The organism is Terriglobus albidus, assembly GCF_008000815.1.
GTDB classification, from domain to species: Bacteria; Acidobacteriota; Terriglobia; order Terriglobales; family Acidobacteriaceae; genus Terriglobus; species Terriglobus albidus_A.
On the sequence record NZ_CP042806.1, the window covers coordinates 2,785,090 to 2,801,516 of the forward strand.

Genomic DNA, 16,427 nt, shown 5'->3' on the forward strand with positions numbered 1-16,427 from the left:
CATACAGAAGGCTGAGCGGAAAAAGAAGGATGAGCGTTATGCCTGCGATGACATCGGGCACGGTGTCCCTCCTTGAGCCAGTTACCACTGACCCTGTTTGTTACCCCACCAGAAGATAAGTCCGAGCGTTGCCGTCGGTTGTTGTTTGACCAGCACGCCCTCTCTGTCTGTGGTGAAGAAGTTTTGGTTGGAAAAATCTCTGCGGTACTCAGCACGGGCCAGCATGCCCGGCGCAAGCTTATGGTCGGCGACGAAGGTGAATTCCTTCAGGGCCTGTGTCTTTCCACTGAACAGGGCTCCGCGGTCGTCGAAGTACTCAAAGCGGCTGCCGATACTCCAGTCCTTCGGCAGCGCATAACGGATGTAAGCTGCTCCAATGGCTACATGCGCGGGGTTTGACTGCTGCTGCACGCGGCTGATCACGTAATCCGCTTCGCCGACCAGCGTGAGCTTGGGGGTTACGTTCCACGTCGCATAGGTGTCGAAGATGTGGTTCCGTCCATTCGGCGCTGGCGTGATGTTGGTCGTGGGAAGGCCCGGCTGCGTGGGATAGGTCGGTGCTCCCGGGTTATCTGTCGGCAGGACGTCGCGCTGCTCCTGGCCAAAGTAATAGTTCACGTTCCAGGAAACAGTGGAAGCGGGTTTGAAGTTGAAGATGAATGCCTGCGACTTGAAGCCGTTGAAGTCTTCCGTCTGCTGCGCGCCGTTCACCAGCCAGTACGTGACGTTGATCTTCGGAGTGAGGTTGTAATTCGCGCGGACACCCATGTGGTAATAGGGCAGGTAGTTGAAGGTGAACGAGCGAGAGTAGGCGATCTGATCCTTGGTGTAGTTCCCCTCTACTCCCAGCGCGCTGGAAAACTTGCCGAAATCGATCTGCAGGCCGCTTCCTACCGGGGCAAGATAACTGCCGTATGCCTGAAACAGGTTGCGCCAGACCTGCGCCCGCTGCTCGTTCGCATAGGAGCCCTGCAGCGTCTCCGTCGCCTGGCCGAACTGCAGGTCGAGGCGTCCGCCGAAACGGCTGTCGATGGTTGGAATCCGCTCTACGACCAGGGAAGCCTGGTTGATGCTGAAACTATTGCTGGTGACATCGTAGACACGCAGCAGGTTGGCGCGTCCGATGGGCTGGTTGAAGTTGTAACCGTAGTAGCCGTCAAGGCCAAAGCCGAGCGTTGTGCCGTGCAGAAAGTCGTCCACGGTAGCCGGGGCGGGCGCGGGTGTGGATGCGGAAACTGCTGTAGATGGCGTTGCCGTCGAAGCCGCAGCAGAACTAGAGGAGGTGGGCGCCGAGGAAGCCGGGGCCGCAGTTCCCGCGGCAGATGTGACGGGTGTGGCTGCCGAGGCGGCTTCTGTCTTTTCCAGGGCGTCCAGCCGGGCTGCCAGGCGGGCAAGCTCTGCCCGCAGCTCCGCAATCTCAGCGCGTCGTGCGGCGGAAGGGTCCGGTGCTGATTGTGCGGTCAGCGGAAAGGCTGCGAGGAGGAGAAACGCTACGGTGCTGGCCAAAATCTTCATACGAACCCTGAATAGATTCAACGGCCAGGGTCCGTATGAAATTCATAGGAAAAGCGTTAAAAAGTCATAAGAGATCATCCCGGCCCTCTGGGTTGAACCGGTAGCCGACCCAGGGTTCGCTCTGGATGTACTTGGAGTCTTCCGTCTCGATCTTCTTCCGAAGTTGGGCCACCAGTACACGCAGGTATTCGGGCTGATTGGTTCCGGCGACGCCCCAGATCGCCCGTAACAGGTTCTTGTGGGTAAGCACCTTTTGCGGCGCCTTTGCGAACAGGAGCAGCAGATCGAACTCCTTCGGCGAGAGATGGATATGCTCACCGCGCATGGTAACGGTATGACTGTCCTGGTCGATCTCGAAGTGGCCGACATGCAGCACAGGGTGTGGCGCGTCTTCTGCCTTATGGCTGCGGCGGAGATGGGCACGTACACGGGCCAGCAGCTCCGGGGTGCGGAAGGGTTTTGTGACGTAATCGTCTGCCCCCTCGTCCAGAGCCTGCACCTTGGCCTCGTCATTGTCCCGCACGCTCAACACAATGATTGGTAACGTGTGGGTCTCGCGAACCCGCTTTGTCAGCTCAATACCATCCATGCCGGGCATGGCGATATCCGTGATCAGGAGGTCGGGTACCGTCTGCGCGATCGTTGATAACGCGGATCCTCCGCTCAAAGCCGTATTGACGGCGTATCCGCTGGCCTGCAGCGAAGTACGCAGCATGCGCAGGATCTGGGGATCGTCGTCCACGATCAGAATATTGGCGCTCATCGAGACTCCTGGGTGATGATGTGCAGGTCCACATGCGGCGCTTCCGACATGAACTTCTGAATAGCCAGATAGTACAGATACTTTTTCAGACCGTGCAAAGCAGAGCGTCCGAACAGCGCCTGCGTAATGCGTTGTTCCTTGACGAAGGCCGCCGTGGCAGAGGCAACACTGCTACCGGTTAGATGAACCACCGTGGCGCCCAGATTCGTGGCGAACTGGATATGAGATTCCAGCGTCTTTTTGCGCTCAGGCTCTTTATCACGTTCACTGTCGACGTGCAGGACATAGAGCTCTCCGTCCAGAGCTTCGGCAAGCCGTGCGCCGCGCCCGATCAGGTCGCGAGCCTCGGGGTTTGCGCTGATACAAACAGCGATGCGCTCTGCCACGGTCCATTGGGGGCCAAGGCGCTTGCGTTTGACATAGTCGTCAAGCGTGCGGTCTACCGCCCGGGTTACCCGCTGCAGCGCCATCTCGCGCAGGGCGATCAGGTTCCCCTGGCGAAAGAAATTCGAGAGCGCTCGCTCGACACGTTCTGAAGGATAGATATCGCCGCGGCGCATACGCGTGATCAGGGCCTCCGGCGTCAGATCGCTGATCACGATCTCGTCTGCCTGATCCAGCACCCAGTCCGGGACCTGCTCGTGTACCTTGATGCCGGTCAGGGCCTGCACCCGCATGCTCAGGCTCTCGACATGTTGGATATTGATCGTCGACAGCACATCGATCTTGTTTTCCAGAAGCAGCAGAACGTCTTCATACCGCTTTTTGGTGCGGCTGCCCTCGATGTTGGTATGGGCCAGCTCGTCCACCAGAGCCACCTGCGGCATACGCGCAAGAATGGCGTCAACGTCCATCTCGGTGAAGATCGTGCCTTTGTATTCGATCTCTTTGCGGGGAATCTGCTCGAGCTTTCCGGCCATCTCCAGGGTGCCGGCACGGCCATGGGTCTCCACGACGCCGATGACAACGTCTTCTCCACGGCTACGCCGGCGCACGCCTTCACTCAGCATGGCGTAGGTCTTGCCAACTCCCGGTGCGTATCCAAGAAAAACCTTAAAGCGCCCGCGTGTTTTTTCCGTGTCACTGGTCTTTAGCCATTCTTCCGGAGACTTGCGATAGTCAGACAAGGCTTAGAATGCTCCTCATGAACTCGCGCAGGATCGTCGCCATTACGCGCTGGACGTTCTCCATTGTCGCACTGACGGGGATCATCTTCGTCTATCGGCACTGGCTCCACGTCAATCCGACTACGGTCGCGCTTACGCTGTTGTTATACATCCTCGTGCTTGCCTCGACCTGGAGTCTGCGGCTCGCGGTCGTCACCTCGGTGCTGGCAACGCTGGGGTATAACTTCTATTTCCTTCCGCCGGTCGACACGCTTACCATCGCAGATCCACAGAACTGGCTTGCCTTGTTTTCCTTTCTGGCCACAGCGTTGATCGGCAGCCGTCTCTCTCAAAAAGCTCGGGACGAGGCAGAAGAAGCACGCGTGCGCCAAAGAGAGCTCGAAACGCTCTTCGCCCTCAGCCGCGAGATGCTGGCGACCGATAATGTTGCCGCCCTCATTGATGGAGTACCGCGGGCAGTAGTGGCGACGACCAAGGCTCGTTCTGCTGTTCTGTACCTGCTGGATGAGGACCTCATGTTCCAGGCGGGAACGGAACAGCTGTCTGAGCATCAGCGGCTCTATCTCCGAGAGGAAGCAAAGGATGGCAGCGGAATAAGCCGTACCGGGGATGAGGTCAGGGTTGTATTGAAGGTTGGCGTGAAGCCCCGCGGCATCCTCATGTTGCGGGGAGCCGTTCTCTCTGACGGCGCTCTTGAAGCGATCGGCACCATCATCTCCGTTTCTCTCGATCGCGCCAAGGCGCTCGAGAACGTAGCTCATAGTGAGGCCACCAAAGAGAGCGAGCATCTTCGCAGCCTGATGATCGATTCCATCACTCATGAATTGCGTACGCCGCTTACGTCTATCAAGGGAGCGGCGAGCGCGCTGCTCTCCGATGAAATCCAGAAAGACGAGGACAGGCACGAGCTGTTGACCATCATCGATCAGGAGAGCGATCGCATCAATCGTCTGGTCTCTCAGGCCGTAGAGATGGCGCAGCTCGACGCGCGCCAGGTCCATATGACCTTTGAGCCCGTGGATATCGGCGATGTCATCTTCGGCGCCATCAAGGAGGTTAGTTGGGTCGAGGAAAGAAATCCCATCGACGTGCGCATCCAGCAAAAGGAACCAGTACGCGCTGACTTCGAGTTTTTGAAGAAGGTGCTGGGCAATCTCCTCGAAAATGCAGCTAAATACTCCGCGGAAGGCAGCCCTATCGTTCTGACGGCCGAAGTGCAGGGCCGCAAACTGGCTGTCAGTGTCGCCGACAAGGGAATCGGCATCGATCCGCATGAACAGAGCCTGATCTTCGATCGTTTCTATCGCGCTCCGATTCACAACCAGAGAATCTCCGGTACAGGGATGGGGCTTTCGATCAGTCGCTCCATCGTAGAGGCACATGGCGGTTCTATCGATGTCGTCAGCCGGCCAGGTGAAGGATCGGTCTTTACCTTTACCGTTCCTTTGGCTGCGTAGCCAAGTCTGCAGAGCAGCTACCCGAAAGGGGGTCGGACACGGTATCTCCTGTTTGGTCTAAACTCGGAAAAAGCAACTGGTTGCTGGTCAACTTCATCCCACTCCCATACACTCATGCGAATGAACGGAATTAGCCGATTTTTGCTGGCAGGCTCACTTTTTTCCCTGTTGCCGCTCGTGTCCGCTGCGCAACCCGCCATCCACTCCGCTTCCGCTGAGTTTTTGCTGGCTGAGAGCGCGATGCCGGTACTGCCCGACAGCCCTGGTTTTGTACGTTCTGCTGCGCTGAAGGTTCCTGCAGAGAATGAAAGTACGCTCGACGCGGCAGATGGCGCTCCGGTTGTCAAAACCAATGTGGCAGAGAAGCATGCCCGTATCATTCAGCCGGGTCAGCAAGCCCAGCCGCTTACGCCCGGTGACAAGTTGATCTTTTCCATCCACAACCAGACCCGGCCGATGTCCCCCGTAAACTGGGTCGTTTCCGCGGGCTTGAGTCATCTCAGGGATGGACGTCCGCATTATGGAACTGACAGTGGTGCCTTTGGGGAGCGTTTGGGGGCTGCGGCTCTAAAGCAGGGCACGCAGTCAATCCTGGTATTCGGCGTCTTCGCCAGTTTGTTTCACGAAGACCCGCGTTACTACAGGCAGGGTAACAGCCACCCATTCATGAAGCGTGCGGTCTATGCCGCGTCGCGTATCGTCATTACTCGAACCGACTCAGGACAGCCGAGCATCAATTGGGCACGGATCTGCGGTATGGCCGGCTCCGCCGCCATGACCAATCTCTACTATCCTGAGCGCGATACCGGGTTAAATCCGACCTTGCGAAGCTATGGCGACTCCTTCGTTACCGGTGCGGCGACGAATGAGCTACGAGAATTTATGGCCGATGCTATCGCCATGATTCGTCGAAAAAGGTAGAAAATAGGACCGGGCTGGGCACTCATATGCCGAACGTCGCATCCGAGACGCGCCGCGAGCTGACCATCCTTGGGCTGCTTTCGCCCTATAAGAAGCAGCTTTGGCTCGGTCTGCTCGCAATCGCCGGTGAAAGCATCGCCGGCTTGCTCGAGCCGTGGCCTCTGAAGATCGTTCTCGACAATATCTTCAAGGGCAAGGATATGAGTGGCTGGCTCAACCGGTTTGTCCATTTCACTGCCGGTCAGTCCACGCAGGGCATGTTGACCTTTGCCTGTGTTGCAGTCCTCGTCATAGCGGTCATGGATGCGGGCTGCAGCTATGCGGAGAAGTACCTCACTACCAGCGTCGGTCAATGGGTGACGCACGACCTGCGCCGCATGATCTACACCCAGGTACAAAGGCTCTCGCTCTCGTATCACGATCAGCAGCCGACCGGCGACCTTATCAGCCGCGTCACCAGTGATATCGATGCTATCCAGACGTTTATCGTCTCCGGTCTGCTCGGCATCCTGGTGAACGTCGCCACACTGGTGGGCATGATCGGCGTGATGTTTTACATCAACTGGGAGTTCACGCTCATCGCGCTGGCGGTTGTGCCTGTGCTCTTCAGCATCGTCTACACCTATACCCGCAAGGTGAAGAAGGCCTCCCGCGAGGTCCGCAAGAAGGAGGGCCGCCTCATCTCCATCGTTGCCGAGGTGGTGAACTCGGTCCGTGTGGTAAAGGCATTCTCCCGGGAAGACTACGAGGTCAGACGCTTTGAGGGGGAAAGCCTGGAAACGGTACAGGCGGCGCTCACCGCTCGAACCCTGAAGGCGAGGCTAGTGCCGATGGTAGACATCATCACCGCGGTAGGGACGTGCGCGGTACTGTGGTTTGGCGCGCGGATGGTTCTGACCGGAGACCTGAGCGCCGGTTCCATGGTCGTCTTCATCTTCTACCTGGGCAAAATGTACAAGCCCATGCAGGAGATCTCCAAGACAATGGACGCCTATTCCAAGGCCGAGGTCGGGTACGAGCGTGTCCAGGAGATCCTTACCAGTCATGAGGAGATTCTGGATGTCCCCGGCGCCAAAGTTGCTCCATCGTTTCACGGCGAGATCGATCTGGAGAACATCGACTTCTCCTATAACGAACAGAAGAAGATCCTGTGCGGCGTGAACATGCACGTGGAGGCCGGGACGATGGTGGCGCTCGTCGGCCCTACAGGCTCGGGTAAGACAACGATCGTCAACCTGATCGCGCGTTTTTATGAGCCGGAACACGGTATCGTGAAGATCGACGGCACCGATATCCGTGACTTCAAGCAGAAGTCGCTGCGCTGCCAGATCAGCTTCGTACTGCAGGATACGGTTCTCTTCAGCGGAACGATCTGGGACAACATCGCTTACGGACGGCCCGATGCAACCGAGGCGGAGATCGTGAGTGCGGCCGAGGCCGCCAACGCCATGGAGTTTATTCAGAAGATGCCGAATAAGTTCAATACCGTTGTCGGTGAACGCGGCATGACGCTCAGCGGAGGCCAACGGCAGCGTATCGCGATTGCCCGCGCCATCATTCGCAATGCACCCATCCTGATCCTCGACGAGCCGACCTCAGGCCTCGATGCCGCCTCTGAGCATCTGGTCTTTGACGCGCTCGACCGCTTGATGGAAGGCAAGACCGCCATCGTGATTGCTCACCGGCTCTCGACCATCCGCAAAGCGACTTGTATCTATGTTGTCGACGATGGCCGCATCGTCGAATCTGGAACACAGGAAGAGCTTATGGCGCGCGAAGACGGAGTCTTCCGCAAGCTGCACGATATCCAGTTTTCCGAGGAGCCGGAGAGCGCCGGCCTTTCTCAAGGGACGCCTCAGGGCGTGTCATCAAACTCCTGACCCCAGGAATTTGATGATGCGACTTATGCCCTACAGCTCCTTCAACTCGCGGATACGGCTTTCGACAATCTCCACGTAGGCATCGATCTGATCGGCAGGGAAGTGCCCGGCACGGAAGGCATCCACCAGTTGCTTGTGGCTCAGCCGCCCTAGCATCTCTCCCATCCAACGCGCATCATTCCGGGGAATCTTGTTGCCAATCCAGTCGAGATGGATGCGCATCGCATATTGTTTGGGATTAGCGGAGCCAATCAGGAAGTTCGGTTGTTTCGGTGTCGCGAAATCGACGTCGGTGTCGCCGATACGGGTGATGAACTTCGATTCCCGGAAGCTGTCGATATTGCCCTTGGATCTGGCTTTGGTCCAGCTCAAACCATTGGTGCCGAAGGTTGCGCCGACATCATTGACCAGGAAGATCTGTTTGCCTGATTTCTTGTCGGAATAAACGGAGTTGTTCTCGTCTTTCAGGTCCCAGTTGTTCATCACCGCCATCATCACCCGCAGACCGTTGAACTCGCGTGTGCCCGTAAAGGGATTATCCCCCCACATCCAGATACCGATCTTGTCCTGCCCGCCCGGTTTGCGCGAGAAGCGGGCCTGCCGAATATGGCCCTTCTTCGCCTCATCGTCGCCGCGTGAAAGCTTGATGCCGGGGATCTCAGTAGCCTCCAGGACGTAATCGTCGTTGACGTAATAGCCCACCGCCCATAACAGGCGCGACGCCACCACCTCCGGCCGCGCTTCCTCACCCAGCTTCACACGCCATTTTTTGTTGCGGGCGTCGCGCACATCGAACTTGGGGTTAGTACCGTCGGTCTCCTCATCCAGAAACGTGAATGGCTCAGCTGGGGCCTTGTCCTTTCCTCCCTGGCCGCCGTACAGGTCCAGCGACTCGATCTTTCCGGGTTCGTGCCACAGGATTGGTTTGTGGATCGCCGAGGCGGGGAGCGGAGCGTTCTTCGTCGCCTTAGAAGCTGCCTCCGGCGGATTCGTTTCTGCCGGCGATATTGCAGGCTGCTGTTGTGAAACAGCCATAAAAGAGAGAAGCGACAGGCTAAGGCTTAGTACAAGGCTGGCAGGGCGAGGCATGACGATCTCCGAACTAATTGCTTTTGATCTTTAAAGATTGGAAGCAGAATCAGGTGCCTCCGTTGGTATGGTATGCATAGAAAACATCCAAGCAGTCAGGAAAAGCATCTGTCTTTTGTGAGCACTCAAGTGAAGCTCCTTGTCCAGCCCGACGACGGCATCAAGCCTCTCCTCGCCGCCATCAATAAGGCAAAGGAAAGCATCCGAATCCTTATCTTCCGCTTTGACCGGTTTGAGATCCAGAAGGCTCTGGTCGCGGCCGTCGAACGCGGTGTCACCGTCCAGGCGCTGATCGCCTACACAAATCGCGGGGAAGAGAAGAACCTGCGCAAGCTGGAGATGCAGCTTCTCGAACGAGGCATCACGGTCAGCCGTACCTCCAACGATCTTGTGCGCTATCACGGCAAGATGATGATCGTTGACGATAAGGAACTCTACCTTTTCGCCTACAACTACACCCACATGGATATCGATCTAAGCCGGTCGTTCGGCGCCGCCATCAAGACGGCGTCTACGGTGAAAGAAGCGATCGAGCTCTTTGAGGCGGATGCCCATCGCGTTGCATTCAAGTCAAAGTCAAAGAACTCAGGCCTGGTCATCAGCCCGGTCAACGCCCGCGAGCGGTTGACCGACTTCATTCGCAAGGCGAAGAAGCGACTCTACATCTACGAGATGAAGATCAGTGACGCTGAGTTTATCCGCCTGCTGCAGAAGAAGATCTCGGAAGGGGTGGAGGTCCGCGTGCTCTCCCGCGCCTCTTCCAAGAGCGATATCCTCCCCGTCCGGAAGATTGCCATGCGTCTCCATGCCCGGGTCATTCTGCGCGATTCGGAATCCGCCTTTATCGGCAGCCAGAGCCTGCGCAAGCTCGAGTTGGAAGCCCGGCGAGAGATCGGCGTCATCTTCAAGGACACGAAGGTCGTACACCAGATCGAGCGCGTCTTCATGCGTGACTGGAAGAAGTCCGAGCCGATCGTTCCGGAAAATGCCATGGAGGCTGCCTTTGACGTTCCGGCGAAGAAGGTCGCCAAAGAGCTGGCCAAGAAGATCTCTGTCAAACCGGTGATCGAAAGGGTGCTTGACCGGGTGATGGATATCCGCGAGGATGCTCCGTTTGAGCCGGATGAAGTGGTCCAGACCGTCCGCGACGCTGTCCGGCAGGAGGTCCACGAGGCCGTGGCGGAGGCTCTGCGTAACCTCGCCCTGGACTGTATCGGAACTGTCCCCGACGATCCAGGCCCCGAAAAGGGAAAAAAAGGATAGGGCATTTTTCCTGTAGGTGTCGTGCATCTATGGGCTTTTCCGCAATGAAAACGCCGCTGCACGCTCCTTCCGGGATACCCAGCAACAGGGAAAATGCTCTAGCCGGTCATAAAGCCGCAAATTTCAGGTAGGCGAATTGGAAAGGCAGAACCCACCTTGTTGCGCTTAAGCGGCTATCCTTAAAGTGGTATGCAGGTGGAGCCGCTTTTCGGGCAGAATCTGGGCGAATTGACCTCCAGGGTGGGTGGTGACACCCGTCGTGCGCGGCAACTGTGGCGGGCGCTCTACCACGACCGTATCGCGACACTCGATACGCTTGCAGCTCGTCTGCGGGTGCTGCTGCCTGGCGACACAGCGGTGGGTTTACCTGTCATTGCGCAGACGGCCGTCTCTGTCGACGGCACGGAACGCTACCTGATGCGCCTGGCGGATGGCGAAACCATTGAAACTGTCTGGATGCCGGAAGGGGAGGCCGACGATTTTGATGGACGCGATCTTCGCAATCGCGGCCGTCTTGCCGACCAGGGATATCAGCGTGCGACGATCTGTATCTCCAGCCAGGTGGGTTGCGCCGTTAACTGTCAGTTCTGTCTCACGGCGAAGCTGGGAGTGAAACGCAATCTCACCGGCGGAGAGATCGCCGGACAGGTAGCAGTCGTGCTCAACCGGCACCAGATTCGTGTCGGTGTTGACCGCATCAACCTGGTCCTGATGGGCATGGGCGAGCCCTTCCTGAACTACGACGCCGTGATGAAAGCGATCGGCCTGATCGTGCAGGGAATTGGCATCCCGGAATCGCGCATTACCGTATCCACCAGCGGCATTGAGCCGGCGATTCGCCGTTTTGCAGTTGAAGCTATCCGGCCAAATCTCGCTCTCAGTCTGAATGCTCCAAACGACGCCGTCCGCGAGCAAGTGATGCCCATCAACCGCAAGTGGAAGATCGCTGAGCTGCTCGAAGCGGTGAAGACGATCCCGCTCGGCAAGCGCGGCTGGATCAACGTCGAGTACGTCCTTCTTGGGGGCATCAACGATCAGCCCGAGCACGCCTTGCAGGTGCTGGAGCTGTTGCGAGATGTCCAGGCGAAGGTCAACCTCATTGTCTGGAACCCTGGCCCGGGAATCGCTTACCGTCAGCCGGAGCCGGCCGATGTCACCCGTTTCCATCGCATTCTCGTCGATAACGGTATGCCGACCTTTACCCGCCGCCCCCGCGGCCGCGATATCTATGCTGCCTGCGGGCAGTTGAAGCGGACGCTGGAGGAGCCGGAACTGGTTGCCCTTGGTTGATTCGGGGGCTGATTTTCGGCTGATTATGGTCTGGATTCCGCAACTATCCGGGGCTGTCTGGCTCTGAGTAGGATGAACGCCGCGTCCCGCCGCGAATTTTTAGAAGGAGGTCATCTTCCATGAAGACCACCCGGGTTTATCTCGCTATCCTCCTCGCCATTATGGTCGTAACACCAGTCGTGATGGCTGTTGCTGCCCAGCAGCAGGAAGAGCAGGTCATCAATAAGCAGGTTCCCGGCCCTGAGCCGCCGGCGGATCGTATGCTGGCTCTCTACACCAGGAAGCTGAATCTCACGCCAGACCAGCAGGCGCAGATGAAGCCGCTTCTGGAAGAGCGGCAGCAGAAGCTGACCGCACTGCGCAACGACAGCTCGGTGCGGGGAAGGCAGCGCCTTCATCAGGTAAAGCAGATTCGCGATGACGAAGACAAGAAGATCAACACCATCCTGAACGACGACCAGAAGAAGCAATACGCCCAGCTGGAAGAACAGCAGATCGAGCGGATGCGGCAGCACCGTCAGGGCCAGCGGGCGCTTGACGAGGTGCAGTAGCGCATTTCTCCTGTAGGTGTATTGCAGGGCTTGTGCATCTATGGGCGTTTTCCTCAATGAAAACGCCGCTGCACACTCCTCACGGGATACCCAGCAACAGGAGAAATGCTCTAGTCCAGCGTTTACCGTTCCGGTACACCGTTCCTGTGGATCGCTGTTTCCGCATCTAACGGAACGTACTCTTGTACGAATACCTCCCCGGAGGATGGGATACGTGATGAAGCCCCGTCTGCTTGTATTTGCAGCTCTTGTTTTAACTTTTTTCGTTTCTGGAAAGTCATCGCACGCGCAGGCGGTGTACGTCGAAGGAACAGCATCCCGCATCAGCAATTCTGCGAGTGATAACTGGGTCTTTGGGCCGACAGTTGGCGTTTACTTCGATCATGGCGGCGCTCTTCCGGCTCACATCGGTTTGGATGCGCGCGGCCAGTTTCTTTCCAAAGGTTCGACCAGTGTTAAGAACTTCATGATCGGGCCGCGGATCTCGTTCGTTCCACACGTCGTGCCCTTCAAGATCTATGGTCAGGCGGAGATTGGGTTTACCAATTACTCGGTCAACTCTGCCCAGATCGATCACACCGGTTTTGGGTATCAGCTCGACGCCGGGCTGGAGACAACCCTGCTTCCACACATTGACTGGCGTGTGATCGAGTTCGGGTATCAGAACCTTTCCACCGGTTCGACCACCTACCATCCGGTCAACCTCAGCACCGGCCTGGTATTGCGTTTTTAGGGCTGTTGGGGCCGTCTTCGCTAGAGCGCTTTCCCTGAGGGTGCCGTGTAGGGCTTCCGCATCCTATGGGCGTTTTCCGCGATGAAAACGCCGCTGTACGCCCCGTCCGGGATACCCAGCAACAGGGGAAACACTCTAAAATAAAAGACGGACCCATGAGCACAGACAGTAAATACACCCGCAATAACCCGTACCATTCGCGCGTCCTTGTCAATCAGCGTATGACGCTTGCCGACTCTGAAAAAGAGACGCGGCACTACGAGCTGGAGCTTGAGCCCGGCATGCATTACACCCCGGGCGATGCCATCGGCATTCTTCCTGAGAACCGCCCGCACGCGGTGCACGAGGTGCTGGAAACCCTCGGATATACCGGCGAAGAGCGCGTTCTGGACCACTACAAGGTTGAGATCTCCCTGCACGAGGCCGTGCGTACCCGCCTCGGCATCGGCAAGCTGTCTCGCGGTAGCGTGACCGCGCTGGCCAAGATGGCTGACGGCCATCCCAAGGCGGACGAGCTCCGCAAGTACACCCTTCCCGAGAACCGTTCCCTCGCGGAAGAGTATGTCTGGGGACGCGAATTCATCGATCTGATTACTGAATTCCCCGGCATTCTCAAGAATCCGCAGGATCTCTTTACTGTGCTGCAGCGTCTGACGCCGCGCATGTACTCCATCGCCTCCAGCCAGGAGATGAACCCGAACGCCGTGCACACCATCGTGCGCGTTATCCGCTATGACACCCATGGCCGCGAGCGCCAGGGACTCTGCAGCGGACACCTCGCCGAACGTGCCCCTCACGGGTACAAGATGCCTGTCTTCCTGCACGAGAATAAGAACTTTCGTCTTCCCGAGGACACCAATGCCCCGGTCATCATGATCGGTCCCGGCACTGGAATCGCGCCCTTCCGCGCCTTCCTGCAACATCGCCAGGCGCTCGGCCACAAGGGCAAGAACTGGCTCTTCTTCGGCGAACAGCGTCAGGCCTCGGACTTCCTGTACCAGAGCGACCTGGAAGCCTGGCACAAGGACGGTCTGCTGAACAACTTCCACACGGCCTTCTCCCGCGACCAGAAGCAGAAGGTCTACGTTCAGGACCGCATGAGGGAGCATGCCGCCGAGCTCTACAAGTGGCTGGAAGAGGGCGCGTACTTCTACGTCTGCGGTGACGCCAGCCGTATGGCCAAGGACGTCGAGAACGCTCTCCTGGACGCCATCGCCATGGGCAAGCATGGCACTCTTGATGATGCCAACGCCTACTTGGCCGAGATGAAGAAGCAGAAGCGTTACCAGCGCGACGTCTACTAGAACCTGCTGTCCGAAACAAAGCAAGGCCCGGAGAAGATGCTCTCCGGGCCTTGTTGTTTTCGTTGAGATTGTAGGTCAGACGCGGAAGTGGTCAGCCCGCCACTGCTCAACGGCCTGCTTGATCTGCTTTGCCGACAGGTTTTCATTCCATGTCCGTGCAGCCAGCGCCGGCAGCTCCCCATCGGAGGCGAACCGCAGCGCGATCAGTTGCCGTTCGTTCAACTTGGCGATGTTTCCCCGCTCGCTCTCCGGCAAAAGAGCCATCAGGCGAAGCCTCTCTTCAAGCCGGATGACACGGTCCTGCACTTTGAGCGAGTACATCCGCATCTTGAGGGTGAGGAAGGCAAGCAAAGGTGTCAGGACTGCCAGGAAGATGTGCAGGTCGTTTGGGAAGAGGAACGCGTGCACAATGGCAACGATCGAGAGGATCGCCAGCAGGGGAAAAAGAAAGAGGTGGAACGGGGCATCCAGCCGTCCATGGTTCTTATAAGTCTGAGGTGCAGCCATCGCCGTTCAGGCTCCTTGTACCGGAATTGTGGAAGGGAAGACGACTTTCACACTACACCATCGCCGTTATGCTGAAGAGATGGCAACTGCAAAGAAGCGTATCGGCATTCACCTCTCCACCACCGGCGGTGTGTACACAGCCGTTACCCGCGCCGTTGAATGCGGCGCTAATGCCTTCCAGATCTTTTCCGCCAGCCCACGTATGTGGAAGGCCGGCCCGGTGAAGCCGGCCGATGCCGCCAAACTCAAGGAACTGCGCAAGCAGCATGATGTCGGCCCCGTGGCGATTCACGCCAGCTATCTGATCAACATGTGCTCGCAGACTGAGAGTGTGCGGGCGAACTCCATTGCCGCCTTCCGTGGTGAAGTGGAGCGCGCCCTGGCCCTGGGAGCGGAGTTTCTGGTTCTCCACCCAGGAAGCTGGAAGGGTCTGAGCCGCGATGAAGGCCTGCGACTGGCCGCGCAGTCGATTGAGAAGGCGATTGACGGTCTGCCCTGTCAGGGAGCCGATTTCCGGATCCTGATTGAAAATACCGCGGGAGCCGAGTTCTCCCTCGGTGGCTCCCTGGAGCAGGTCGCCGAACTGGTCGAGACTCTGCGTCCCTGCGCTCCGGTCGCCGTCTGCCTAGACACCTGCCACGTTCACGTCGCTGGATACGACATCGTCAGCGAAGAGGGCTACGCAGAGACCATGCGGCAGATCGAGACCACCATCGGCTTCGAGACGGTCAAGATCTGGCACTGCAACGACGCTAAGGCTGAACGCGGTTCGAAACTGGACCGCCATGAGCATATCGGCGAGGGCACGATCGGAGCTCCGGCCTTCCGCCGCCTGCTGCGCGACGCCCGCTTTGCCCACTGTGCTTTCCTGGCGGAAACCCCGGTGGATGACCCCGGAGACGTCCTCCGTAATGTCTCGGCGCTCTGGACGCTTGCCGCCGGGTAAATAAAGTTGCCCAGCGCGTCGTCTTCGCGCGACTTCGCCCGTCTAGATGGGGTAGAAGCAACCGGGGGAAGGTCACATGAAGCTTCGTTACATTACATTGACAGGTGCGCTCGCTCTGGCGAGCGTTGCGATCGCACAGCAGCCGGGCCCTGAGGCAGGTCCGCAGGGACCGGGAATGCGTGCCGGACATGGCAAGATGGGCCCTATGGGACGCGGCATGGGAATGCACCATGAGGTGGTCAGCAACGCTCCATATAGCGCCACCTTCACCGATACCCGTACCGAGAAGTTGCAGGACGGCTCCGTCCTGACCCACACCTCCACCCGCACCGTCGCCCGCGACACCCAGGGACGACTACGCGAGGAGATCACCTTTGAGCCCCGCCGCGGAGCGAAGGGCGCCGCTGCAACCAAGAAGACCGAAGTCGTTGTCTTTGATCCGGTCGCCCAGACCGTCACCCGCTGGAACAACGAGAACAAGATCGCCCATGTGATGTCTCTTCCGCAGGGTGGTCACCGCGGTCCTGGTTTCGGAGCAGGCCCTCAGGGCGGACCAGAAGCTGGTCCCCGTCCGGCCGGCTTTGAGCGTCCCGGCCGCGAGCGCGAGGGCGTAAGCTTCGCCTCCACCGACCTGGGCTTCAAGACGATGGACGGTCTGTCGCTTAGCGGCCGTAAGGTCACCCGCACTATTGCTCCCGGCGTTATGGGCAACGACAAAGAGATCGTCGTCTCCCGCGAGAGCTGGTACTCGAATGACCTGAAGGTGATGATCTCGGAGACGGATACCAACCCCTTCGCCGGCAGCCACACCCTGGTAACCTCGAACCTCTCCCGGAATGAGCCCGCGGCAACCCTTTTCAAGGCGCCCGAAGGCTACACCGTGCAGCAGGATCAACCCCGCTTCGGCAAGGGCGACGGCCGTAACTTCGGCCCGCGCCGCGGACCTGGCGGTCAGCAGGGACCGATGGTTCCTCAGCAGGGTGGTCAGCAGCCGCCGGCCGGAGAATAGAGCCGTCCGATTCGTTTCTCCTCGAAGCCCGCCGGTTTATTGGCGGGCTTCCTCTTTGTGCCGAAGTGCCGG

The 16,427-nt window shown here is 58.4% G+C and carries 15 protein-coding genes; 10 read left to right on the plus strand and 5 right to left on the minus strand.

Going from position 1 to position 16,427, the window contains the following annotated elements; translation table 11 throughout:
• Positions 1 to 81: 81 nt before the first annotated feature.
• From FTW19_RS11030 to FTW19_RS11040, 3 genes are all read right to left on the minus strand, one after another.
• Positions 82 to 1,515 carry an outer membrane beta-barrel protein gene (locus FTW19_RS11030; protein ID WP_147647674.1) on the minus strand — a complete coding sequence of 478 codons (1,434 nt, stop codon included), beginning with the start codon at positions 1,513 to 1,515 and terminating at the stop codon, positions 82 to 84.
• Positions 1,516 to 1,579: 64 nt separating this feature from the next.
• Entirely contained in the window at positions 1,580 to 2,278 is a 699-nt protein-coding gene (locus FTW19_RS11035; protein WP_147647675.1) for a response regulator transcription factor, read from the minus strand.
• Positions 2,275 to 3,405, minus strand: a complete 1,131-nt coding sequence (locus FTW19_RS11040) for a universal stress protein (protein WP_147647676.1) — start codon at positions 3,403 to 3,405, stop codon at positions 2,275 to 2,277. The genes FTW19_RS11035 and FTW19_RS11040 overlap by 4 nt, the downstream gene beginning before the upstream one ends.
• Before the next feature lie 17 nt (positions 3,406 to 3,422).
• Here FTW19_RS11040 and FTW19_RS11045 point away from each other — a divergent pair, with 17 nt between their 5' ends.
• The 3 genes from FTW19_RS11045 to FTW19_RS11055 all read left to right on the plus strand — a co-directional run bounded on the left by FTW19_RS11045 (position 3,423) and on the right by FTW19_RS11055 (position 7,663).
• Positions 3,423 to 4,862 carry a sensor histidine kinase gene (locus tag FTW19_RS11045; RefSeq protein WP_147647677.1) on the plus strand — a complete coding sequence of 480 codons (1,440 nt, stop codon included), beginning with the start codon at positions 3,423 to 3,425 and terminating at the stop codon, positions 4,860 to 4,862.
• Positions 4,863 to 4,976: 114 nt separating this feature from the next.
• Positions 4,977 to 5,783 carry a hypothetical protein gene (locus tag FTW19_RS11050; protein WP_187143420.1) on the plus strand — a complete coding sequence of 269 codons (807 nt, stop codon included), beginning with the start codon at positions 4,977 to 4,979 and terminating at the stop codon, positions 5,781 to 5,783.
• Positions 5,784 to 5,809: 26 nt separating this feature from the next.
• Positions 5,810 to 7,663 carry an ABC transporter ATP-binding protein gene (locus FTW19_RS11055; protein WP_147647679.1) on the plus strand — a complete coding sequence of 618 codons (1,854 nt, stop codon included), beginning with the start codon at positions 5,810 to 5,812 and terminating at the stop codon, positions 7,661 to 7,663.
• 30 nt (positions 7,664 to 7,693) lie between these two features.
• Here FTW19_RS11055 and FTW19_RS11060 read toward each other — a convergent pair whose 3' ends face one another.
• Entirely contained in the window at positions 7,694 to 8,752 is a 1,059-nt protein-coding gene (locus FTW19_RS11060; protein WP_147647680.1) for a hypothetical protein, read from the minus strand.
• 129 nt (positions 8,753 to 8,881) lie between these two features.
• On the opposite strand from FTW19_RS11060, the gene FTW19_RS11065 reads away from it, so the two are divergent.
• The 5 genes from FTW19_RS11065 (at position 8,882) to FTW19_RS11085 (ending at position 13,893) form a co-directional block, all read left to right on the plus strand.
• The gene (locus tag FTW19_RS11065) at positions 8,882 to 10,015 is read left to right on the plus strand and encodes a phospholipase D-like domain-containing protein (RefSeq protein WP_246153680.1); all 1,134 of its coding nucleotides are present in this window, start codon (positions 8,882 to 8,884) and stop codon (positions 10,013 to 10,015) included.
• A 189-nt stretch (positions 10,016 to 10,204) separates the two neighbouring features.
• A complete protein-coding gene (gene rlmN, locus FTW19_RS11070; protein ID WP_147647682.1) occupies positions 10,205 to 11,305 on the plus strand; it encodes a 23S rRNA (adenine(2503)-C(2))-methyltransferase RlmN in 1,101 nt (366 codons plus the stop codon).
• Positions 11,306 to 11,424: 119 nt separating this feature from the next.
• Positions 11,425 to 11,856 (plus strand): hypothetical protein, encoded by a 432-nt coding sequence (locus tag FTW19_RS11075; RefSeq protein WP_147647683.1) that lies wholly within the window; start codon positions 11,425 to 11,427, stop codon positions 11,854 to 11,856.
• A gap of 217 nt (positions 11,857 to 12,073) precedes the next feature.
• Positions 12,074 to 12,589: an outer membrane beta-barrel protein gene (locus tag FTW19_RS11080; protein WP_187143421.1), complete on the plus strand. Its 516-nt coding sequence runs from the start codon at positions 12,074 to 12,076 to the stop codon at positions 12,587 to 12,589.
• 155 nt (positions 12,590 to 12,744) lie between these two features.
• Complete coding sequence (locus FTW19_RS11085; RefSeq protein ID WP_147647685.1) at positions 12,745 to 13,893, plus strand: diflavin oxidoreductase; 1,149 nt, start codon at positions 12,745 to 12,747, stop codon at positions 13,891 to 13,893.
• Between the two features lie 75 nt (positions 13,894 to 13,968).
• Here the strand turns inward: FTW19_RS11085 and FTW19_RS11090 are convergent, their stop codons facing one another.
• Positions 13,969 to 14,400, minus strand: a complete 432-nt coding sequence (locus FTW19_RS11090) for a DUF6526 family protein (protein WP_147647686.1) — start codon at positions 14,398 to 14,400, stop codon at positions 13,969 to 13,971.
• A gap of 79 nt (positions 14,401 to 14,479) precedes the next feature.
• Between FTW19_RS11090 and FTW19_RS11095 the strand changes: the two genes are divergently transcribed.
• Together FTW19_RS11095 and FTW19_RS11100 are read left to right on the plus strand one after the other, a co-directional pair.
• On the plus strand, positions 14,480 to 15,346 hold the full coding sequence (locus FTW19_RS11095) for a deoxyribonuclease IV (RefSeq protein WP_147647687.1): 867 nt from the start codon (positions 14,480 to 14,482) through the stop codon (positions 15,344 to 15,346).
• 76 nt (positions 15,347 to 15,422) lie between these two features.
• On the plus strand, positions 15,423 to 16,355 hold the full coding sequence (locus FTW19_RS11100) for a hypothetical protein (protein WP_147647688.1): 933 nt from the start codon (positions 15,423 to 15,425) through the stop codon (positions 16,353 to 16,355).
• The last annotated feature ends 72 nt before the right edge of the window (positions 16,356 to 16,427 follow it).